We start from the raw sequence: 24,872 nt of genomic DNA on the forward strand, positions 1-24,872 counted from the left end.
GACGGATGATGGCCCGAATCCCCACCCTCTCCGCCGCGCGAGGGCGCCTGAAGACCGCCGGCGTACTGGCGTCCGCCCTGGTGCTGGCCGCCTCGCTCACCGCGTGCGGAGGAGGCGGCGAGTCGGCCACCCCGGCCGCGCAGAACTCCGCCGGCTCCGCGGTCGACGCGAACGCGTTCCCGACCACCATCGAGCACAAGTACGGCAGCACCACCATCACCCAGGAGCCCAAACGCGTCGTCACGGTCGGCCTGACCGAACAGGACGCGCTGCTCGCCCTCGGCGTGGTCCCGGTCGGGGTCACCGAATGGCTCGGCAAGTTCCCCGGCACGATCGGCCCGTGGGCGACCGACAAGCTCGGCGGTGCCGCGCTGCCCGAGGTGCTCAAGGACGTGGACGGGCCGCAGTACGAGAAGATCGCCGCGCTGAAGCCGGATCTGATCATCGCGCTGTACTCCGGGCTCACCAAGGAGCAGTACGACAAGCTGAGCCAGATCGGCGTCCCGGTCGTCGCGCAGCCCAAGGAGTACAACGACTACGGCATCCCGTGGAACGAGGCGACCAAGAAGGTCGGCCAGGCCGTCGGACGCGCCACCAAGGCGAACGAACTGGTCAAGGCCGTCGAGGACAAGTTCGCCCAGGCTCGCAAGGAGCACCCGGAATTCGCGGGCAAGTCGGCGCTGATGGCGTCGACCTACGAGGGCTACTTCGTCTACGGCAGCCAGGACGGCCGCTCGCACATCCTCGAATCGCTCGGTTTCAAGCTGCCCGCCGACCTCGACGCCGTCATCGGCGACAAGTTCGGCAAGAGCCTCAGCGCCGAACGGACCGACCTCCTCGACCGCGACGCGCTCGTGTGGCTGATCGACACCCCGGCCAAGGCACAGGAGATCCTCGGCAAGGACGCGCTCTACACCGGCCTCAAGGTGGCGAAGGAAAAGCGCGAGGTCTTCATCGAGAACGAAGGCAACTACGGCAGCGCGGTCTCCTTCGTGACCGTGCTGAGCCTGCCGTACGTGATCGACCGGATCGTCCCGCAGCTTTCCGCGGCGGTCGACGGTGACCCGAAGACCGAGGTCAAGCCGGCCAGCTGAGGTCTGCCCCTCGCTAAGTACGTGAAGGCCCCCTTCATTGCGCCAGGCGCATTGAAGGGGGCCTTCACGTACTTGGAGGTCCCGTTGGGTGCTGCCACGCCTGGCCGGAGGTGTTGCGAAAGCCACTTTCGCAACGTTGAAGGTTGCGAAAGTGGCTTTCGCAACCGCCCCACCGAACCCGTAGGCGCGACGCCCGCTCAGTGCGGGAAGCCCCAGGAGTTGTGCAGCGGAACGGTGATCTGCTTCAGCCAGGTCTTCGTGGTGAAGTCGCGGGCCTTGATCACCACCGAGCCCGACGAGACCTCGACCTGCAGTCCCTGGTTGAACGCACCGCCGAGGGACACTTCCCCGCCCTTGCCGTCGTCCGTCCACCCGGTCTGGACGGCCGCGGTGTTGACCACGGTGAACCCTTCGAGGTTGCCGGTGCCCGGGACCACCCGGCGCACCACCCAGTCCGACAGGTTGAGATCCCAGTGCGTGTGCCCGGAGAACAGGAACACGTCCCGGTGACGGCCGAGGATCGAAAGCAGCCGGTCGGGCTGGAGGTAGTCGGACCGGTAGAGCTTGTTGTGCGTACCGGAAACCGTGTTGGGCAACGGATGATGGGTCAGCACCATCACCGGGCTGCGCCGGTTCGACCAGTACCGAAGCCGTTGCTCCAGCCAGGTGAACTGGCCGTCGCTCATCCAGACCTCGTCCCACAGCTTGGGGTCGTGGTACTTCGCGTACCGCTCGGTCCCGAGGCAGAGCACCGGAACCCCGCCGAACGACGTCTCGCTGTAGACCGTGTTGCGGCCCGCGAACCGGTAGAAGCTGCGGAACAGCGAGTCCTCGGTCGTCCCGTTGGGCCAGGTCTCCTGTGCGAGGGTGTCGGGATCGCGCCATTTCGGGACGTAGAACTCGTGGTTGCCGATGGCCCACGCGACCTCGCGCGGATGCGGGTGCTTGTCGAAGGTCGAACGGAGCTGGGCGTACTCGAAGTCGTAGCCGCGCGGCGTGAGGTCACCCGCGATACCGAGGCCCGCACTGCCCGGGTTGATCGCGTGCAGGTCGTCGAGCGCCTTGCCGAAATCGGTCAGGTCACCCTGGATGTCGCTGAGGATGTTGAAGCGGACGACAGGCCCGCGTGGTCCCCACTTCCCCTGCGCCTCGGCCTGTCCCGGCAGCATCGTCACTCCCGCGGCCGCACCACCGGCGGCCACCATGAACGCTCTTCGATCCATAACCCGAACGCTACTCACGTTTTATGGCCGGATTCGGTCGTGCTTCTGAACAACGCAAGTCCGTGAAGGCCTCCTTGAGGGACCAGGAGTCCCTCAAGGAGGCCTTCACGGACCGAAGCGGGTCAGGACTCCATGGCCTTGACGAGCGAAGCGGGCCGCAGGTCGGTCCAGTTGGTCTCGACGTACTCGAGGCACTCCGGACGCGAGGCCGGGCCGAACTTCGTGGTCCAGCCCGCCGGGACCTCGACGAACTCGGGCCACAGGCTGTGCTGTCCCTCGTCGTTGACGAGCACCAGGTACGTGCCGTCGGGGTTCTCGAACGGGTTCGTCATTCCTTGTTCTCCTTCTGTACGGCCGGTGAATCAGCCCGGCGAGTGAGCGCGTCCAGCGCGAGGAACCAGCCTTCCGCGAGTTCCCGCACCGAGTCTTCGGTGAGCACGGCCTCCGGCCACGACCAGTCTGCGCTCAGTTCGGGACCGCCGGGGCGGTCTTCGGCCACGACGTTGACCGTCAGCGCGTGCGAGACCGGCATCCCGTCGTCGGCACCGAGTTCGGCCGCCTCGGCCTCCGCCGCGTACGACCAGTCGGTCGCCTCGGGGACGCCGATCCGGCCCAGGTAGTTGAACTCGATCTGCGGCTTCGCGAACTTCGCGAGTTCAGGCCCGGTGCGCGGATTCAGGTAGCGGAGCACGCCGTGCCCGATACCGCCGTCCGACAACCCATCGAGATGAGCCTGGACCCGTTTCAGCGCGTCGTCGGCGGCGGGCCCGCCCGCGAACGCGTCGTCCAGGTCGACATCGCCCAGGTCCAGACACACCGGGACGACGCTGGTGAACCAGCCGACCGTCCGCGAAAGGTCCGCCAGTTCCTCTTCGCGGCCGTGCCCCTCGACGTCGACCAGCACCGCCTGTCCCCCATCACTGCGCCAGCGGGCGACGGCGAGCGCGAGACCGGTGAGCAGGACGTCGTTGATCGTCGCCCTGGACAGCAGCGGGGCCGTCCGTTCGGTGGGCAGCCTCAGCGACACCTTCCGCACGGTCGCCTGCACGTCCCGAGCGGGGTCGAGCGACCGCTCCAGCGGGATCGGATCCCCACCGCCCAGCACCGACTTCCACCGGTCCAGCTCACTCGAACGGTCCTGTGTGGACAGCGCCCGTGCCCATCGCCGGAACGAAGTGCCCACAGGGGACAGTTCGGGTGTCTCGCCGCGCGCGACCGATTCCCACGCGGAAGCGAGGTCCGGCAGCAGGATCCGCCACGAGACACCGTCGACGGCCAGATGATGGATCATCAGCAGCAACCGGCCGGAACCCGACGAGCCCGCGTCGAACCACGTCGCGCTCAGCATCACGCCGGCGTCCGGGTCCAGCCGGGAACGAGTCGGCACCGCGTACCGCTCGATCAGCGTGAACAGATCGCCGTCCTCGGCGTCGACACGCTCGACGCGCACCTCGACCGAATCGGCCACCCGCAGCACCCAGCCCTCGACCGACCGGTCGAGGCGCGCGCGCAGCATGTCATGCCTCGCCACGAGCGCGTCGAGCACGGTCTTCAGCTGCTCGCCGGTCATCCCGGCGGGTGTCCGAACCAGCGCGGCCTGGTGGTAACCGTCGATCGGACCGCCGAGCTCCCGGAGCGCGTGCATGATCGGCGTGAGTGCGATCGCGCCGTCGTCCTCGATCCGTTCCGCGACCTCGGCCAGCGCCGCGACCGTCCGGCCCGCGAACACGTCGTGCGGCGTGATCTTCAGTCCGGCCGCGCGCGCCCTGCCGACCAGCCGCATCGCGACGATGCTGTCCCCGCCGAGAGCGAAGAAGTCGTCGTCGGCACCCAGTTCCGGCACGTCGAGCACTTCCGCGAAGAGTGCGCACAAAGTCCGTTCCAGCGCGGTCTCGGGCGCGCGGCCACCGGCCAGCTCCGAGTAGTCCGGCGCCGGCAGCGCCTTGCGGTCCAGCTTCCCGTTCGACAGCGTGGGAAGCGCGTCGAGCGTGACGAACGCCGCCGGGACCATGTAGTCCGGCAGCGTATCGGCCGCGAACCGCCGCAGCTCGTCCCGATCCACAGTGGACACCACGTACGCCACGAGTTGCTTGACCCGAGGGCGATCCTCACGCACCAGGACGACTGCCTGAGCGACGTCGCCGTGCCGTTCGAGCACGGCTTCGATCTCGCCCGGCTCGACCCGGAACCCGCGGATCTTCGCCTGGTCGTCGGCTCGCCCGCCGAAGTCCAGGCGTCCGTCCGCGGTCCAGCGCGCGAGGTCTCCGGTGCGGTACATCCGGGCTCCCGCCGGACCGAACGGATCGGCCACGAACCGCTCCGACGTCAGCGCCGTCCGGCCGAGATAGCCGCGGGCAAGCCCGGCACCGGCGAGGTACAGCTCACCGGTGACCCCGGGCGGCACCGGCCGCAGCGCCGCGTCCAGCACGTAGGCGCGGGTGTTCGCGACCGGACGGCCCACTAGCGGCCTCTCGCTGTCGCCGATCCGAGCGACCAGCGCGTCCACTGTGGACTCGGTCGGCCCGTACAGGTTGAAGGCTTCCGTGCCGTCCAAAGTGGCCAGACGGCGCCACAGGCTCTCGGGCACCGCCTCACCGCCGACACCGATCACCGCGAGGGGACACCGGTCGCCGTCGAGCAGGCCCGCGTCCGCCATCTGCGCGAAGAACGACGGCGTGACCTCGATGAAGTCGAAGCCCTCCCGTTCGATCATCGCGGCCAGCAGCTCGGGGTCGCGCCGCGTCTCCTCGTCCACGATGTGCACGGCGTGCCCGTCGAGCAGCCACAGTTGCGGCTGCCAGGAGGCGTCGAAGGAGAACGACCACGCGTGCCCGACCCGCAGATGCGGTTTGCCGGTGGCCTCCACCGCGGGCCGGTGCAAGGTGGCGCGGTGACTGTGGAACAGGTTCACCACGCCGCGATGCGGGACCACGACCCCCTTCGGCGTCCCGGTCGAGCCCGACGTGTAGATCACGTACGCCGGATGCTCCGGAACGAGCGGGCGGACGCGATCCCGGTCGGTCAGGTCGTGTGCCTGCCGGTCCTCGGTGACGAGCGCGCAGAGCGCCAGCGTCTCGATCTCCGTCCGGGGCAACGACTCCAGCAGCTCGGGCTCGGTCAGGATCACCTTGGGTCGCGCGTCGGCGAGCATCGCGGCCAGCCGTTCGGCCGGGTAGTCCGGGTCGAGCGGCAGGTACGCCGCCCCCGCCTTGTGGACCGCGAGGATCGCCAGCAGCACGTCGGCCGAACGCGGCAACGCCAAAGCGACGAAGTCCTCGGGGCCCACCCCGTGGGCGACCAGCGCCCTGGCCAGCCGATTGGCGCGCTCGTTGAGTTCGGTGAAGGTCAGGACGACCGCACCGGACACCACCGCTGTCGCGTCGGGCGAGCGCCGGACCTGGTCCTCGAACAGACCGGCCACAGTGGACGGTGTGACGTCCAGCGCCGTCCCGTTCCACTCACGCACGATCAGGTCCAGGTCGGCCTCGCCCAGGATGTCGGCCCGGCCGACCGGAGCGTCCACATCGGACACCATCGTCGCGAGCACGCGCTCCATCGCGGGCAGGAGCCGTTCCGGCAGGCCGGCGTCGAAGAGGTCGGCGCGGTACTCCGCGGTGAGCTTCAGCCGTGCTCCCGGCTCCACCGCCCAGGTGAGCGGATAATGCGTGGAGTCGTCGTGGCGCACGATCTCCCCGCGCAACCCGGCACCCGTCCCGTCCTCGTCCGCGCCCGGATAGCTCTCGAACACCACCAGCGTGTCGAACAGCTCTCCCAGCCCCGCGCCGCGCTGGATGTCGGCCAGCCCGAAGTGCTGGTGCGAGAGCAATCCGGACTGTTCGTCCTGGACCCGGTCGAGCAGGTCGCCCAGCTTCTCGGCCGGGTCGAGCACGATCCGCACCGGGATGGTGTTGATGAACAGGCCGATCATCCGCTCGACCCCGGCCAGTTCGGGCGGGCGCCCGGCGACCGTCGCGCCGAAGACGACGTCCGATCGGCCGGTGAGCCTGCCGAGCACGATGCTCCACGCCGTCTGGACCAGCGTGTTCACGGTCAGGCCGCGTGAGCGGGCCAGTGCGGTGAGTGCCTCGGTCGCCTGTTCCGGCAACTCCAGCGACAGGCGCTCCGGCAGGGCCGGAACCCGCTGCGGGTCGTGCGGGACGAGATGGGTCGGCTCGGTCAGGCCGTCGAGGGCCTGCCGCCACGCGGACTCCGCGACTTTCTGATCCTGCTCTCCGAGCCAAGCGAGATGGTCGCGATAGTCCCGGGCGGGCGCCGGCTCGGCGCCGGCGTAGAGCTGCGACAGCTCCGCGAACAGCTGCGGCACCGACCAGCCGTCGAGCAGCACGTGCTGGTGGGTGAACACCAGCCGGTGGCGTCCGTCCGGCAGGGCGAGCAGCAGGAACCGCAGCACCGGCGCGGCCGCCGGATCGAAGCGGCGCCTGTCGTGGGCCATCTCCGCTTCGACGGCGTCCGGCGAATCCACGAAACGCCACGGAACCGCGACCGAACGCGCCACCAGCGTGACAGGCCGACCGGACGCCAGGTAGCGGTAGCCCGTCCTCAGGACGGCGTTCCGGTCGACGAGTGTCTGAGCGGCGTCGCGCAACCGTGCCGGATCCAGCGGCCCGTCGAGATCGAAAGACACCTGGACGGTGTAGACGTCGGGTCCGTCGCCGTCCATCGTCGCGTGAAAGAGCAACCCGGCCTGCAACGGCGTCAGCGGCCACACCTCGGCCGTGTCCGGTGCGACGTCGAGGATCTCCGCGCGCTCCCCCGCGTCGAGCTCCACCAACGGTTTCCCGCTCCCGGGCGCGGGTGCGTCGAGCCGCACCGCGCTGACCTCGGCCAGGGCGGCGACGGTCCGGTGCCGGAAGACGTCACGCGGGCTCAGCAACAGCCCGGCACTCCGCACGCGGCCGACCAGCTGCATCGCGACGATGCTGTCGCCCCCGAGGCGGAAGAAGTCGTCGTGGACACCGACCTTCTCCAGCCCGAGCACTCCCGCGACGAGCGACGCGAGCAGTTCCTCGCGAGGCGTGCGCGGGGCGTCGTCGGTGACCTCGCCGGAGAAGTCCGGCGCGGGCAACGCCTTGCGGTCGAGCTTCCCGTTGGGCGTCAACGGGAACGCGTCCAGCACCACGAACGCGGACGGCACCATGTACTCCGGCAGGGTGGCCTCGGCGAGGCGCCGGGCCTCCTCGACGTCGGCATCCCCGGTCAGGTACGCGACGAGCCTGCCCTCCCGCAGGACCACCCGCGCGGAGAGCACGGACTCGATCTCGCCCAGCTCGATCCGGAACCCGCGCAGTTTGACCTGGTCGTCGGCGCGGCCGAGGTAGTCGAGCGCGCCGTCGGCCCGCCACCGCGCGAGGTCACCCGTGCGGTACATGCGCTCCCCCGCGGCGAACGGGTTCGCCACGAACCGTTCCGCAGTCAGCCCGGCCCGGCCGAGATACCCGCGCGCGAGCTGCTTGCCCGCCAGGTAAAGCTCCCCCGCCGCACCCGGCGGAACCGGCCGCAGCCGGGAGTCGAGCACGTGGACCTGCGTGTTCCACACCGGACGTCCAATGGGGACGGTGCCGTCAATGACCTCCCACGAGGTCACGTCCACCGAAGCCTCTGTCGGCCCGTAAAGGTTGTGCAGCGGGACATCCACGCGAGCGGCCAACTCCGGCGGCAGCGCCTCGCCACTGCACAGGACGCGGCGGACGCCATGCCACTCCGGCTCTTCGGCGAGGAACGCCTCCAGCATCGACGGGACGAAGTGCAGGGTCGTGATCCCCTGGTCGCGGATCAGCTCCGCGAGATACCGCGGATCCCGGTGCCCGTCCGGTTTGGCGACCACCAGCGTGGCGCCGGTGATGAGCGGCCAGAAGAACTCCCACACCGACACGTCGAAGCTCGACGGCGTCTTCTGCAGCACACGATCGTCGGCCGTCAGACCGTACTCGTCCTGCATCCACAGTAGACGGTTCACGATGCCCTCGTGCGGCACCACGACACCTTTCGGGCGCCCGGTCGATCCGGACGTGTAGATCACGTACGCCGGGGACGCGGGATCGATGGCCTGCCGCAGGCTCTCGCCGGAGTAGCCCTCCAGCACCGGCAGCTCGTCCAGAACGACCGCCGGGGCGGCGTCCTCCAGCATGAACGCGATGCGATCCGCCGGATAGTCCGGATCGAGCGGCAGGTAGGCCGCGCCCGCCTTGTGCACGGCATACAGCGCGACGACGAGATCGAGCGACCGTGGCAGCGATACCGCCACCACCGACTCCGCACCCACACCCTGCTCGACCAGCCACCGCGCCAGCCGGTTCGCCCGTACGTCGAACTCCGCATACGAAAGCTCGACATCCTCGAACACCACAGCCGAAGCATCCGGCGTCCGCGCCACCTGCGCCTCGAACAACTCGGGCAACGTGCTCGCCGGGACGTCGTGCGAGGTGTCGTTCCACTTCCCGAGCAACGCGCGTTCGTCCTCGGCGAGGACGTCGAGTTCGCCGACGGGGATCGCGGGATCGGCGGCCACCTGGTCAAGGACCCTCACCAGTCGTCGAGCGAACGACTCGGCGGTGGCGTGGTCGAACAGATCGGCGCTGTACTCGATCGCGCCGGAAATCCCGTCGCCGTTCTCCAGGAAACCGAACTCGAGGTCGAACTTGGCGACACCCTGCGCGAAGTCCTCTTGCTCCGCACGAAGCCCGGGCAGCTTCAGCCCGTCCTCGGCTTCGGGCAGGTACACCACCATCACCTGGAACAGCGGGTGCCTGGCCAGCGAACGTTCCGGGTTGACGGCGTCGACCAGGCGCTCGAACGGCAGCTCTTGATGTTCGAAGGCGGCGAGGTCGGTCGCGCGCACCCGCGAAAGCAGTTCGCCGAACGCCGGCTCGCCGGACAGGTCGGTGCGCAGCACGAGCGAGTTCACGAAGAAGCCGATCAGCGGCTCCAGCCGTTCGTCGACGCGGCCGGAACTCGGGGCGCCGAGCGGGATGTCGTCCCCGGCGCCGAGCCGGTGCAGCAGTGCCGCGACCGCGGCCTGCGCGAGCATGAACATGCTGACGTCGTGCCACTGGGCCACCGCACGCAGCCGCGCGGTGAGCGCGGCGTCGATCGGGAAGGTGACGAGACCACCGCGATGGCTCGATTCGGCCGGACGCCGCCGGTCCGCGGGCAGCGGCAGTTCGTCCGGCAGATCCGCCAGTGCTGCCTGCCAGAACCGGACATGCCCGGAGGCCGTCGAATCGAGCAGTTCGCGTTGCCACAGGGCGTAGTCCGCGTACTGGACCGTCAGCTCTGTCCACTGTGGATCGTTTCCGGCGAGACGCGCCTCGTACGCGGTGGCGAGGTCGGCCATGAGCGGCCCCTGCGACCACTCGTCCGTCGCCACGTGGTGGATCACCAGCAGCAGGACATGTTCCCGCGGTGACAAGGCGAAGACCGTGGCCCGGATCGGGAGTTCCTCGTCGAGAGCGAATCCGCGACCGGCTTCGGCGGCCAACTGCGCCGAAAGGTCGCCCGCTTCCTCGAAACGGACCTCCGGGCGCGCGTCGGTCAGGATGCGTTGCGCCGCGACGCCGCCTTCTTCGACGAACACCGTCCGGAGCGGTTCGTGCCGCTCGACGAGGTCGCCGATCGCCGCCCTCAGCGCCTCCGCGTCCAGCTCACCGTGCAGCCGCCACGCGAGCGGGATGTTGTAGGTGGGCGTGACCCCTTCGAGCCGGTACAGGAACCACAACCGCTGCTGGGCGGGCGAAAGCGGCAGCAGCTCCGGCCGGTTCCCCGCGCTCAGGGCCGGCTGGGCCGAGGGTTCCGCGAGCCGTTCGGCCAGTGCCGCGACCGTCGGCGCGTCGAAGACGTCACGGACCGACACCGTGGCGTCCAGACTCGCCGAGATCCGGCTGACCAGGCGCATCACCAGCAGCGAATGCCCGCCGAGGGCGAAGAAACCGTCGTCGATCCCGACCCGTTCGACACCGAGCACGTCGGCGAACAACGCGCACAGCGCCTCTTCCCGCGCGTTCCTCGGCTCGCGGCCTTCGGCGGTCGCGAACTCGGGGGCGGGAAGGGCTTTGCGGTCGAGTTTGCCGTTCGGGGTCAGCGGGATCTCGTCGAGCACGACGAACGCCGACGGCACCATGTGGTCCGGCAGCTTCGCGGCCACCGCTTCCCGCAGCCCGTCGACCGAACCGACGACGTACGCCACCAGCCGGTCTTCACGCGCGACGACCACCGCGCGCGTGACGGACTCGACCGCGGTCAGCGCCGCCTCGACCTCGCCGAGTTCGACCCGGAAGCCCCGGATCTTGACCTGGTCGTCCACGCGGCCCAGGAACTCCAGCACACCGTCGTCCGACCAGCGCGCGAGGTCCCCGGTGCGGTACATGCGCTCCCCCGCGACGAACGGGTTCGCCACGAACCGTTCCGCGGTCAGCCCGGGCCGGGCCAGATACCCGCGTGCGAGCTGAACACCGGCGAGGTAGAGCTCACCGGGAACACCCGGCGGAACCGGGTTCAGCCTCGCGTCCAGCACATACGTCCGCGTGTTCCACACCGGACGCCCGATCGGGACGGACGGCGTCGTCTCGGCACCGGCCCGCCAAGCGGTCACGTCGACGGACGCTTCGGTCGGGCCGTACAGGTTGTACAGCGGGACGTCCACGCGGGCCGCCAGGTCCGACGGCAGTGCCTCACCGCTGCAGATCACGCGCCGCAGGCCGGTGCACTCCGCTGTCTCCAGGAAGAGCGCGAGCATCGACGGGACGAAGTGGACGGTGGTGATGCCGGCCGTGCGGATCAGCTCGGCGAGATACGCCGGATCCTTGTGTCCCTCGGGTTTGGCGACCACCAGCGTGGCGCCCGTGATCAGCGGCCAGAGGAACTCCCACACCGACACGTCGAAACTCGACGGCGTCTTCTGCAACACCCGGTCATCAGCCGTCAGACCGTACTCGGATTGCATCCACAGCAAACGGTTCGCGATACCCGCATGAGGCACCACGACACCCTTCGGACGACCGGTCGAACCCGACGTGTAGATCACGTACGCCGGAGACGACGGGTCGACGATCCGCCCGAGGCTTTCGGAGGAGTACCCTTCGAGAACGGGCAGTTCTTCGAGCACGACCGCGGGGGCGGCGTCTTCGAGCATGAACGCGATGCGATCGGCCGGATAGTCGCGGTCGACCGGCAGGTAAGCGCCACCAGCCTTGTGCACGGCGTACAGCGCGACCACGAGGTCGATCGAGCGCGGCAGCGACACCGCCACCACCGACTCCGCACCCACACCCTGCTCGACCAGCCACCGCGCGAGCTGATTCGCCCGCGCGTCGAACTCGGCATACGAAAGCTCGACGTCCTCGAACACCACAGCGGGAGCATCCGGTGTCCGGGCCACCTGCGCCTCGAACAACTCCGGCAACGTGCTCGCCGGGACGCCGTGCGAAGTGCGGTTCCAGCCGCTGAGCTGCGCGAGTTCATCACCGACGAGGACGTCGAGCGCGGCGACCGGCCGCTCGGGCTCGGCGGTGACCTGCTCCAGCACGGACGTGAGCCGGTCCAGCAGGCGCACGGCCGTCGTCTCGCGGGCGAGGTCTTCGGCGTACTCCAGCATCAACGTCGCGGTCGTGCCGTCGTCGACCATCGTGAAGTGCAGGTCGAACTTCGCCATCCCGGTGTCCATCTCGAACCACTCGGCGGGCAGCCCGAGCACGTCGTGCGCGCCGCTCTGCCGGTGGTAACCCACCATCACCTGGAACAGCGGGTTCCGCCCCGGCACCCGGGGCGGGTTCAGCCGTTCGACGACGCTTTCGAACGGCAGGTCGCCGTGCGAGAACGCCGCCAGGTCGGCCTCGCGCACCCTTTCGAGCAGGGCGGCGAACGTCGGCTCGCCCGAGAGGTCGGTCCGCAGTACCAACGTGTTCACGAAAAACCCGACGAGATCGTCGAGCGCCGCGTCGGTCCGTCCGGCGATCGGGGCGCCCAGAGGAATGTCGTCGCCGGCGCCGGTCCGGTGCAGCAGTGCGGCCACCGCCGCGTGGAGCACCATGAACGGGCTTGCTCCCGCCTTCGCCGCCAGGTCGCGCACCGCGGCCGACAGTTCCTCGGACAGCGCGGATTTCACCTTGCCGCCCTTGCCTGTCGGCTGGAGCGGACGCGGGCGATCCAGCGGCAGGGTCAGCTCGTCCGGTGCCCCGCGCAGAGATTCGGCCCAGTAGGCGACCTGTGCGGCACCGTGCCGATCAAGGAAGTCCTTCTGCCACAGAGCGAAGTCGGCGTACTGCACCGGGAGAGCCGTCCACACGGGACTGTCACCGGCGAGCCGCGCCTGATAGGCCGACGTGAGGTCGCCCAGGAACGGCCGGTCGGACCATTCGTCGGTCGCGCTGTGGTGCAGGACCAGCGAGATCACGTGGTCGTCTTCACCGAGCCGCAGCACCCGCAGCCGGACCGGGATCTCCCGTGCCAGATCGAACGGCGTCCGCGAGAGCTCGGCGATCCGGACATCCAGCCCGGCCTCGTCGCAGTCCTCGACGGCGAACGGGATCTCCGGCGCGTCGAGAACACGCTGGTAGGGCTCGCCGTCGTGCTCTTCGAAGACAGAGCGCAGGACTTCGTGCCTGCCGAGCACGTCGCCGAGCGCGGCTCGCAGCGCGTCGAGATCCAGGGCTCCGCGCAGACGGAAGGTCAGCGGGAAGTTGTAGGCGACCGCGTTCGCCTCCATCCGGTCCACGAGCCAGAGGCTGCGCTGGGCGGCGGAAAGCGGGATCCGATCGGGGCGCTCGGCGCGGACCACGGCGGGCCGCGCCGGTTCGCCGCCACCCGCGCGAGCGGCCAGCTCCGCGACCGTCGGTGCCTCGAACAGGTCACGGATCGCCAGTTCGGCGCCGAGTTCGGTGCGGGCCCGGCTGATGAGCCGGGTGGCGAGCAGGGAATGGCCGCCGAGGTCGAAGAAGTTGTCCTCGACGCCGACCCCCTCCACGCCGAGGACCTCGCCGAAGAGCGCGCACAGCGTCTCTTCCTCGGCGGTCTCGGCCGGACGGCTTTCGGCGAGCCGCACCGCCTGTTCGGCGTCCGGGAGCGCGCGGGTGTTGAGCTTGCCGTTGTCGGTCAGCGGCAAGGCGCCCAGCGTGACGAACGCGGCCGGGACCATGTAGTCCGGCAGTTCCGTCTTGAGCCTGTCTCGCAGGCGCTGCACGAGTTCGCCGCCACCACGCGCCGCCGTCGGGCTCGTCGCGTACTTGGCCAGGCTAGTGCCCACCGAAACCGGCTGATGCACCCCGGTGACCAGCGCGTCCGTCTGTCCCTTGTGGATGAACACGGCCTCGAACGCGCCGTCGGCCGACCAGGTGCAGTACACCCGGAAGCCGAGCCGGTCGCCGAGTTCGTGCACGTCCTCGGGCTCGATCCCGGCCGGAGCACGGAAGAGGTCCAGGACGTCGATGAGCGGCGCGCCGGCGTCCAGCGCCCGCGTCGCCTCGACCTCAGGAGTCTGGCGGGCGTCCGGGATCCGGCTCACCCGCAGCGTTTCCACGCCGCCGAGGCGGTCCTCCAACGCGGCGAGCGAGCCCACCTCGTCCCAGGACGACCGCGGTGCTTGCGCGACCGAGAAGGTCTCGGCGGGCTCTTTCACCAGGACCGCGTCGTACCGGTACCGGCTCAGCTCGTTGTGCAGCCGGGCCCGTTTGATCCGGACCTGCGCCGCGACGTCCGGGAGCCGCCGCGCGAGCGCGGTGAAGTAGTCCGGGTCGATGAGCAGTTCCTTCTCCAGCGCGGCACCGCGTTCGATCGCGCGGCGCACCTGGGCGACGTCGGAGGTGGCGTCGGCGCGGGTGAGCTGGATCGCGGTGTGGAAGGCGCGGGCGAGCCGCAGGTTCCGGACGTCGCCGACGAACAGCGCGCCGCCGGGGGCGAGCAGGCCGATCGCCTGGGTGATGACGTCGGTCAGGTAGTCGACGCTCGGGAAGTACTGGATGACGGAGTTGATCACGATCGTGTCGAACCGGCCGGCGGGCAGGCCGTCGAACACGTGCGCCGGCTGGGCGCGCAGGTTCACCTTGGCCGCCAGCTCCGGATCCTGTTCCAGCTCGCGGTTCAGCTTCGCGATCACGGGCGCGGCGAGGTCGGTACCCCAGTACTCCTGGACCAGCGGCGCGATCTGCCCCATGAGCAGGCCGGTGCCGACGCCGATCTCCAACACGCGTTCCGGCTTCAGTTCGGCGATCCGGTCAACGGTCGCGCGCCGCCATTCCCGCATGTGCTCCACCGGGATCGGATCGCCGTCGTAGCTGGAATCCCAGCCTGCGAAGTCCTCGGTGAACAACGCCGTCGGGATCTCGGTGTACTCGTCCGAGTAGATCTGCTGCCATTCGCCGACCTGGTCGGCTTCCGCCTCGGCGCGCGCGTCCCCGCTCAGTTCGGCCGGGACGACGTAACCGATGAGCCGCTGCAGACCGGGTGCCGACGGGTCCGGCCGCGCGATGACGGCGGCCTGCGCGACCTCCGGGTAGCGGCTGAGCGCGGTCTCGATCTCGCCGAGTTCCACGCGGTAGCCGCGGATCTTCACCTGGTCGTCGGTGCGGCCGAGGAAGTCGAGGTTCCCGTCGGGGCGGCGGCGCACCAGGTCACCGGTGCGGTACATACGCCCGCCACCGGGCACGAAGGGATCGGCGACGAACCGTTCGGCCGTCAGACCGGGACGGCCGAGGTAGCCGCGGGCCAGGCCCTCGCCCGCGATGTAGAGCTCACCCGCGACACCGTCGCGGACCGGCCGGAGCCAGGCGTCGACGATGTACGCGCGGGTGTTCCAGATCGGCTTGCCGACGGTCGGGGTGTCGCTGTCGGTCGTGCCGCCGCCGAGCGTGTTGATCGTGTACTCGGTGGGGCCGTACAGGTTGTAGCCGTAGGTCACCTCGGTTTCGCGCAGCCGGTTCCACACCGACTCCGACACCGCTTCGCCGCCGAGCAGGACCAGCGCGGGCCGGTGCCCGTCCAGCAGTCCTTCCTCGATCAGCAGGTGGGCGTACGTAGGCGTCACGTTGACGACGTCGACCTCGTGCTCGTCGCAGTACGCCACGAGCGCCCGCGCGTCGCGGCGCAGTTCCTCGTCGCAGACGTGGACCTCGTGCCCCTCCACGAGCCACAGCAGTTCTTCCCAGGACATGTCGAAGGCGAACGACACGGTGTGCGCGATCCGCAGCCGCCGTCCGCCCGCCGAAGCGATGGCCGGGGCGAAGATCGCGCCCTGGTGGTTGAGCTGCATGTTCGTCAGGCCGCGATACGGCGTGACGACGCCCTTGGGTTTGCCGGTCGAGCCCGAGGTGTAGATGACGTACGCCGGGTGTTCCATGCGGTCCGCGCGGCTCCGCGCGAACAGCGGGCGTTCGGCGTCGGAGATCGGGCCGTCGCCGAACGCCCTGTCTTCGTGGTCGTCGACGAGCACCCGGGGCGTGGCATCGGGCAGCGTCGCCGATACGTCCTTTGTGGACACCAGGCAGAGCGGCCCGGCGTCTTCCAGCATCATCGCGAGCCGCTCGACCGGGTAGTCGAGTTCCAGCGGCAGGTACGCCGCACCCGTCCGCAGTACGGCGAACAGCGCGACGACCATGTCGATCGAACGCGGCAGGCCGAGCGCGATCACCTGTTCCGGTGCGGCGCCCTTGGCGAGCAGCAGCCGGGCCATCCGGTTGATGCGCGCGTCGAGTTCCGCGTAGGTCAGCTGTTCTTCGCCGAACACCAGGGCGGTCTCGTCAGGGGTCCGCTCCGCCTGGACGGCGAGCAGATCAGCGATCGTGTCCTCGATGACCGGGTGCTCGGCTTCGGCCCAGCCCGCTTCCAGCGCCGCACGGTCCTCAGTGGACACCGTGGCCAGCGCGGCGACCGGTTTCGCCGGATCGTCGACGATCTGCGCGACCAGTGACGTGAACCGGTCGAGCACCGACGAGGCCTCGGCGGCGTCGATGACGTCGTCCCGGTACGACAGCGTGACCCGCGTTTCCTCGCCTGGGGTGACCACCAGCGTCAGCGGATAGTGCGTGGCGTCGATGTTCAGCAGGTCGGTGATGCCGTGGCGGTGACGGAGCCCGTCGCGCCGTTCGTCACCGTCGGCGTTGCGCAGCACGAACAGCGTGTCGAAGAGGACACGGTGCCCGGCTTCGCGTTGCAGCACCCCGAGGCTCATGAACTCGTACGGGGTCAGGTCCATCCGCTCGGATTGCAAGCGCCGCACCAGGTCCAGCACGGACTCGGCAGGGTAAAGCCGCACCCGGGTGGGCACGGTGTTGAGGAACAGGCCGATGGTGTTCTCGATCTCGGGCACGGCGGCGGGCCTGCCCGCGACCGCGGCGCCGAACACGACATCGTGGCGTCCGGTCATGGTCGACAGGACCAGGCCCCAGGCTGCGTTGAGCACGGAGTTCACCGTGAGACCGTGCTTGCGGGCCTGCTCGCGCAACTTGAGGCTGAGGCCGGCGGGCAGCACGGTGTCCAGGTTGACCGGGGTCGCCGGGGCCAAGTCACGGCCCTCGGGCCCGACGACGGTCGGCTCCGCGAGGCCGGACAGCGCCTCGCGCCACGCGTTCGTGGCGGCCTCGATGTCCTGCCGGTCCAGCCAGCGCAGGAAGTCCACATAGGACCCGGCCGCGGGTAGCGTCCGGTCGTCGCCGCCGAGGTCGTACAGCGTGAACAGCTGCTCGATGAACAGCCAGGCCGACCAGCCGTCCCAGAGCAGCAGATGCCGGTTCAGCACCACGCGGTCGCGGCCGTCGCCGAGCCGCACCAGTTTCAGCCGGAACAGCGGCGGGGCACCGAGGTCGAACCGCGTCGCGCGGTCCTCGGCCATCAGTGCTTCGAGCCGTTCAGACCGCTCGTCTTCAGGCAGCGCCGAAAGGTCCACTTCGGACACAGGCGGCTCGACTTCGGCCGCCACGAACTGGACCGGTCCGCGCAGCCCCTCGCTGGTGAAACCGGCGCCGAGACTCGGGATCCGCCGCAGCAGCGCGGCCACCGCCGTCCGCAGCTTGTCGGCGTCCAGGCGGTGATCGAAGTCGATCGCCTCCTGGATCGTGTAGATGTCGACCCGGCCGGAGTTGTAGCTGGAGTGGAAGAACAGGCCTTCCTGCAGCGGCGACAACGGCCAGACGTCGGCGACCGGCACCGGGCTGGACTGCTCGACGCGGTCGATCTCCTCCTGCGTCAGCGACACCAGTTCGAGGTCGGACGGTGTGAGTCCCACCGGTGCCGTCGTGTCCACGGCCGCGAGGTCGACGAGGGCGGCGGCCCAGCGTTCGGCCAGGTCACCGCCCGCGAACGTCGCCGTCAGTCTCGGACCTTCCTCGGTCTCTTCGCAGGCGACCCCGATCCGCACCGCATGGTCGCCGGACGGCGGCGTGGCCGCGTACCCGGCGGCCTGCCAGTCTCCAGCCCCGGCCGGGACGCGGCCGTCGTACCGCAGGGCGATTTGCGGCTTCGCGAGCCCGGCGAGCAGCGGTCCGGTCTGGGCGTTGAGGTAGCGCAGCGGGCCGTAACCCTCGGGCGTCTTCCGGACGGTTTCCTTGATGGCCTTGAGCATCGCGAGCGGTTCGCCGGACGCGGTGATCCGCACCGGGCGCACCGAGGTCAGCGCGCCGATCGTGTCCGACGGGTCGACCCGGCCGTGCAGATCGACCAGCAGGTCACCGTCGACGGCGATCTTCAGCGCGGTCAGGAGGACGTCGGTCACGTCGCCGTGCACCGCGGACGGCAGCGCGCCGACGAGCGTCCGGGTGTCCTCGACGGACAGCGTGATCCGGCGTTCGGCGACATCGCCGTGGACCTCGAAGGAGACCGGCGTCAGCGTCTCGACCCAGTGCTCGATCTCGCCGAGCAGCGCGGGATCCTGCGCCGCGTCGGTGATCCGGCGGGCGATGGTCCGCAACGACGTCCGCGCTCGCGTGAACACCGGCGGGCGGCCCTCGGTCACGGCCTGCCAGGCGCTCGCGAGATCGGCGGACAGCGTCGTCAGGCTCCGCGCGTCCAGCAGGACCGGATGCGCGAGCAGGAGCAGCCTGCCCGGCTCGTCGAACCAGACGACCTGCAACAGATTGTCGGTCAGCCTGCCCGCAGCGGCCCGGAACTCGTCTTCGAGGGAAGCGGATGCGTGACGGAGCAGGTCCGCGGCCTGGACAGTCCCTTGTGGACGGACTTCGAGCGACCACAGTACCGAGGCGACCCGCGACAGTGTGAGCCGCAGGCCGTCGTGGTGGTCGAGCACGAGCTGCAGGGCCGCGGCGAGCGTCTCGAGGTCGGCTCCGGAGGGCGCGGTCAGCAGTACGGACTCCGGCTGGACCGCGTCGCCCAGCTCACGCAGCCGGAGCATTTCCGGCAGCAGGGGGACGGCCCCGATGCCGTCGGCGTCGGCCACCGGCTCGGCCGGTGTGGCGGACGCGGCGAGCGCTGCCGGGGTCCGCAGTTCGAACACGTCCTTGGGGCTCAGCTCGAATCCGGCTCGCCGGGCACGGCTCGACACGGCGATCGACGAGATGCTGTCGCCGCCCAGCAGGAAGAAGTCGCCGTCGGCGCCGACGGTCTCCAGGCCTAGGACCTCGGCGAAGATCCGCGCGAGCGCGCGCTCCTGATCGTTCCCGGGTGTGGCTTCGGTCCGACCGGTCTCGGGCGCGGGCAGGGCCCGGACGTCGAGCTTCCCACTGGGGGTCAAGGGGAATTCGTCGAGGACGACGAACGCCTGCGGGACCATCGGGGCGGGCAGTGCCTCACTGAGCGCGGTCCGCAGGCTCTCCGGATCCGCGCTCCCGGCGACGTAGCCGACGAGCGCGCCGTCCTTGGCCACGACGGTCGCGGCCATGACCTCCGGCTGCGCGGCGAGAACGGCTTCGATCTCGCCGAGCTCGATCCGGTTGCCGCGGATCTTCACCTGTCGGTCGGTGCGGCCGAGGTACTCGATCTCGCCGTCGGCGCGGCGGCGGACCAGGTCGCCGGTCCGGTACAACCGCTGCCCCGGCTCGCCGAACGGGTCGGCGACGAAGCGTTCGGCGGTCAGGCCGGGCCGTCCGTGGTAGCCGCGGGCCAGCTGGACACCGGCGAGGTACAGCTCGCCCGCCACGCCGTCGGGCACCGGGCGGAGACAGCCGTCGAGGACGTGCAGCCGCGTGTTCCACACCGGACGTCCGATGGGGACGGTGCCGCCGTCGGCGCCGGTGCAGGCGAAGAAGGTCACGTCCACGGCGGCCTCGGTGGGGCCGTAGAGGTTGTGCAGCGGGACACCGGTGAGCGAGCGCCAGCGTGCGGCGGCCTCGCCGGACAGCGCCTCGCCGCTGGAGAACACCTGACGCAGCGATCCGAGATCGCCGGTGGCCTCGTCGCTGCCGAGGAAGGCGGCGAGCATCGACGGGACGAAGTGCAGGGTGGTGATCCGCCGGTCCCGGATCACGCGCGCCAGATAGGCGGGATCGCGGTGGCCGTCCGGTTCGGCCAGCACCACCGTGGCGCCTTCGCACAGCGCCCAGAAGAACTCCCACACCGACACGTCGAAACTCGACGGCGTCTTCTGCAGCACGCGGTCCGAGGGCGTGAGCCGGTACTCGTGCTGCATCCACGCGAGCCTGTTGACGATCGCTCGGTGTGTGACGGCCACGCCCTTCGGCCGCCCGGTCGAACCCGACGTGTAAATGAGGTACGCGGTGTTGTCCGGTCCTGCGGGCGCGCCCTCGACGTCGTCCACGGGCTCGCCGGTCACGGGGACCCGCTTCAGCCCGGCGACGTCCGGGATCCTCGCGGCCGTCCCGGGTTCGGAGAGCACGAGACGCGCGCCGGAATCGGCCAGCATGTATTCGAGCCGGTCGGCCGGATAATCGAGGTCGATCGGCAGGTAGGCGGCCCCGGCCTTGAGGACACCCAGTAACGCGACCATCAGTTCGGCCGACCGCGGCACGGCGACGGCCACGACCTCTTCGGGACCGGCTCCCAGGGAACGCAGCCTGCGCGCCACGTTCTCCGCGCGGGCGTCGAGGTCCGCATAGGACAGTTCGATGTCTTTGAACATCACCGCCGTCGCGGAAGGCGTCTTGGCGACCTGCGCGGCGAGGGCCTCGGCCAGCGTGCGCTCCGGTACGGGGTGCGCGGTCGCGTTGAGTTCGGCGAGGCGGCCGCGTTCGGCGGGCGACAGCAGGTCGAGCGCGGCGACCGGGAGACCAGGGTTCGCGGTCAATGTCTCCAGCAGCCGCGCGAACCGTTCCGCGAGCTGTCCGGCCGCGACCGCGTCGATCCTCGCGGCGTCGAATTTGAGGCTGAATGCCAGATCTTCGCCCGGTGTCGCGATCACCGCGACCGGGAAGTGCACGGCGTCGGTGACTTCGACGCCGGCGAGGCGGACGGGCCCGGAGGCACGCTCGTCGTCGCGCGGGAAGTTCTCGACGACGACCAGCGTGTCGAACAGTTCTTCCTGCCCCGCGCCCGCGAGGCGCTGCAGTTCGCCGAGACCGAGATGCTGGTGGTCCAGCAGGGCCGCCTGCTCGTCCTGCAGCCGCCGCAGCACGGCGGCGACGGTCTCGGCGCCCGACCAGCGCAGCCGCACCGGCACCGTGTTGATGTAGAGGCCGACCGCCGATTCGAGGCCGGCGGCGCCGGTGTCGCGGCCGGAGACCGTGCTCCCGAACAACACGTCGTCCCGTCCGGTGAGCCCACCGAGCAGCAGCCCCCAGGCGCCGTGCAGGACGGTGCCGAGGGTGAGCCCGTGCTCGCGGGCCATCGCGGACAACGCCGTCGTCGCCCGCTCGCCGAGGCTCAGGTGCAGCCGCGACGGCCGTCTCGCCGCTCCGGCTCGTTCGTCGATCAGCCGGGTGGGTTCGTCCACTTCGGACAAGGCCGTCCGCCAGGCCTCGCGGGAAACCTCGTGATCACGCGAGGCGAGCCGCCGCAGGTGGTCGGCGCGGGTGCCCGCTTCCGGCAGCACGGGCGCTCCCCCGTACGCCGCGAGTAGTTCGCGCAGCAGCACCACGACCGACCAGCCGTCGGCGATGATGTGATGGAACGTGAGCGCCAGTTTGGCGCGATCCTCGCCGAGCCGGGTGAAGGTCGCCCGCAGCAGCGGCGGCCGGGCGAAGTCGAACCGGCGCGCACGGTCGGCCTCGAAGGCCGCCTCGGCGTCTTCGGCGGTGACCTCGCGCCAAGGCAGTTCGGCGTGCCGTGCCACCGTCTGGACGACGCGGCCGCCGTCGAGCTGCCGAAAACCGGACCTCAGCGACGAATACCGGTCCAGTAGCGTCTGCACGGACCGGCGCAACCTGTCGGCGTCGACATCGCCTTCGAGGTCCAGCACCTCCTGGACGGTGTAGATGTCGGCGGCCGAACCGCCTTCGAATTCCGCGTGGAAGAAGAAGCCTTCCTGCAACGGTGTCACGGGCAGGACCTCGGCGTATTCGGCGAGCGACGCACGTTCGGCGCGGGTCAGCTCCAGTAGTGACCTGTCGTCCACAGTGGACTCGCCGCGCACTGTTTCCGCACAGACGGCCAGCGCTTCGGGAGTCCGGTGCTGGAACACCTGGCGCGGGGTGATGGCGAGGCCGTGTTCCGCCGCGCCCAGCACCAGCCGGATGGACAGGATGCTGTCGCCGCCGAGGGAGAAGAAGTCGTCGTCCGCGCCGACCGTGGCCAGGCCGAGGACTCGCGCGGCGACGTCGCAGAGGATCCGTTCCCGCTCGGTGCCCGGTGCGCGGCCGGTCGCGGCGGCACCGAAATCGGGCAAGGGCAACGAGGTGCGGTCCAGTTTGCCGTTCGGCATGATCGGCAGCCGGTCGAGTTCCACGAAGGCCGACGGCACCATGTAGTGCGGCAACGCCGATTCCGCGTGGGCGCGCAGGTCCTTCAGCAACGAAGGCGAGCCGTCCGCCCGCGGGACGACATACGCCACCAGGCGCCGGTCCCCCGGCTTGACCTCACGCGGCACGACGGCGATCCGCTCGACCCCGGGATACGCGGCGAGCGCGGATTCGACCTCCCCGGGTTCGATCCGGAAGCCGCGGATCTTGACCTGGTGATCGGTACGGCCGAGGAAGTCGAGGTTTCCGTCCGCGCGCCAGCGGACGCGGTCGCCGGTGCGGTACATCCTCTCCCCACCACCGGTGAACGGGTCGGCGACGAAGCGTTCCGCCGACAGCCCCGGACGCCCCGCGTAACCCCTGGCGAGACCGCGTCCGCCGACGTACAGCTCCCCTTCGACGCCGACCGGGACCGGCCGCAGCGCGGTGTCGAGGACATAGCAGCGGGTGTTCGGATCCGGGACACCGATCGGGATCGGCCCGCTCCAGCCGGGCTCGGCCGCCCACAACGTCGAGTTCACCGTCGCCTCGGTCAGCCCGTACGCGGCGACGACCTTCAGGTCTTCGGCCCAGCGCGCGATCAGTTCCGGCGGGACGGTCTCGGTGCCGACGATCAGCACCGCGCCCTGCGGCAGCTCGCAGTCCGCCGGGAGGGCCGCGACCAGCGACGGCGGCAGGATCATATGCGTCGCCGCGTTGGCGGCGATGTAGCCGGTCAGCTCGACGCCCGCCACACGGCGGTGCGACGGCACGACGATCAGCGTCCCGCCGACGCACAGCGACATGACCAGATCCCAGACCGTCACGTCGAATCCGGTGGAGGCGAACTGCACCACCCGGCTGTCCTCGCCGATGCCGATCCGTTCGGTCGCCGTGCTGATCAGGCTGCCGATCCCGTCGTGGGACAGGACCACGCCCTTCGGCTTGCCCGTCGAGCCCGACGTGTAGATGACGTACGCGGCCTGGCTCAGCGCGATCCCGCGCACGTCCACAGTGGACGCGTCGAGCTCCGCTAGCTCGGCGGTGATCTCCGGGTCGTCGAGCAGGATCCGCTCGACGTCCACCCCGGACGGGAGCTGGACGGATTCCTCCACAGTGGACACCACGATCGTCGTACCCGCGTGCGCGAGCATGTACGCGAGGCGGTCCTCGGGGTGGTCCAGGTCGAGCGGGAGGTACGCGGCCCCCGCCTTCATGACTCCGAGCAGGGCGACCACGAGATCGGCCGAACGCGGCATGGCCACGCCGACGACGTCCTCGTCACCGACCCCGCGCCGCCGCAGCAGCCGCGCGAGCCGGTTGGCGGCGGCGTCGACCTCGGCGTAGGTCATCCGGACGTCCTCGCAGACGACGGCCTCGGCGTCCGGTTTCCGCGCCACGACCCGCGCGAACGCCTCGGGCCAGGACACTTCGGGCGAGTCCGCGACCGCGATCCCGAGCTCCAGCACCCGGGCCCGCTCTTCCGCCGAGAGCAGGTCGATGGCGGCCAGCGGCAGGTCCGGGCCTTCCAGCAGGGCGTCCAGTACGGCGGCGAACCGGCGGCGATGGTCGGCGAGTTCGTCGTCGGACGACACGGCCGCATCTGCGTCGAAGTCGAAGCGGAGACCTCGTCCCTCGCCGGCGTCGTACACGGCGATGGCGACGTCGCTGATCGGCCCGAGTTCGAGGTTGTGCGTCGTCGCGCTCGCGTCGCCGAACGCGAGTTCGCCGTCGACGGCCATGTAGTTCACGCTCAGCCCGACGAGTTCGTGCACCCCGCCGCTCGCGCCGAGTTCGCGGGCGAGGTCCTCCCCGCGGTATCGGCTGTGTTCCAGCAGCGCGGAAACCTTCTCCGCGACCTGGGCGACGAGCCGCGCCGGTGTCGTCTCGGGCCGCACGGTCAGCCGTAGCGGCAGGACGTTGGAGACCATGCCCGGCTGCTCACGCAGGGCACGGGTGGTGCGCGCGGTAACCGGCAGACCGAGGACGAGGTCTTCGGCACCGGTCACGCGATGGGCGTACGCCGCGACGGCGGCGATCGCGACCCGGGACAGCCGAGTCCCCGCGTCCAGAGCGAACTTCCGCAGACGGTCCGCCTCGGCCGCGGGCAGTTCCCACGAATGCCGCCGGAGCCGGACGCGGCCCGCCGACGCGCGATCGAGCAGCCGCACCGGGTTGGGCCTGCCCGCGAGTTCGCCGAGCCAGTAGTCGCGGTCGGTTTTCCCGTCGTAGCCGGCCTCGGCCAGTCCGGACAGCGGCCAGGAGACCTCCTCGACTGTGCCCGAATAGAGGGCCGCCGCGCGGCGGGTCAGGACGGCTTGCCCGTGCGCGTCCATCACCAGATGGTGGTAGCGCTGGAACCAGCGGACCCGGTCCCCGGCAAGGATCAGCAGCGTGTGCGCGGTGAGCGGACCCCGTTCGAGGTCGGCCGCCACGGTGAGTTCGCCACGTGCCCATTCGCCGGCCGCCCGCTCCGGATCCGGCTCACCGCTGAAGTCGAGAACGGCGACCTCACCGGGAGCGACCGGACGCTGGACCGGCGTGTCGCCGTCCAGCCCGACCGTCACGTGCAGGCACTCCGCCTCCGCGACCGCCCGCCGGACGGCGTCGCCCAGCCGGGTGCGGTCGATGTCGCCGCGAAGCTCCACGACCCAGCCGATCGTATAGACCGGATCGGCCGGGTCGAGCTGCTGGGCGAGCCAGATCCCCTGCTGTGCCGGGGTCAGGGGAAAGCCGCGGTTCATCGGGTTTTGCCTCCACCGTTCGGA

4 protein-coding genes are annotated in these 24,872 nt (G+C 70.3%); 1 reads left to right on the forward strand and 3 read right to left on the reverse strand.

The window, feature by feature from the left end:
- Window positions 1–8: 8 nt before the first annotated feature.
- Entirely contained in the window at window positions 9–1,094 is a 1,086-nt protein-coding gene (locus DMC64_RS16670; protein ID WP_037339881.1) for an iron-siderophore ABC transporter substrate-binding protein, read from the forward strand.
- Between the two features lie 197 nt (window positions 1,095–1,291).
- Here DMC64_RS16670 and DMC64_RS16675 read toward each other — a convergent pair whose 3' ends face one another.
- From DMC64_RS16675 to DMC64_RS16685, 3 genes are all read right to left on the reverse strand, one after another.
- Window positions 1,292–2,317, reverse strand: a complete 1,026-nt coding sequence (locus DMC64_RS16675; RefSeq protein ID WP_233629678.1) for a metallophosphoesterase — start codon at window positions 2,315–2,317, stop codon at window positions 1,292–1,294.
- A 122-nt stretch (window positions 2,318–2,439) separates the two neighbouring features.
- Window positions 2,440–2,649 carry an MbtH family protein gene (locus DMC64_RS16680; RefSeq protein ID WP_007029404.1) on the reverse strand — a complete coding sequence of 70 codons (210 nt, stop codon included), beginning with the start codon at window positions 2,647–2,649 and terminating at the stop codon, window positions 2,440–2,442.
- A complete protein-coding gene (locus DMC64_RS16685; protein ID WP_125734239.1) occupies window positions 2,646–24,848 on the reverse strand; it encodes a non-ribosomal peptide synthase/polyketide synthase in 22,203 nt (7,400 codons plus the stop codon). Before DMC64_RS16685 ends, DMC64_RS16680 begins: the two co-directional genes overlap by 4 nt.
- Between the last annotated feature and the right edge of the window lie 24 nt (window positions 24,849–24,872).

This window comes from Amycolatopsis sp. WAC 04197, assembly GCF_003947475.1.
Lineage (GTDB): Bacteria > Actinomycetota > Actinomycetes > Mycobacteriales > Pseudonocardiaceae > Amycolatopsis > Amycolatopsis japonica.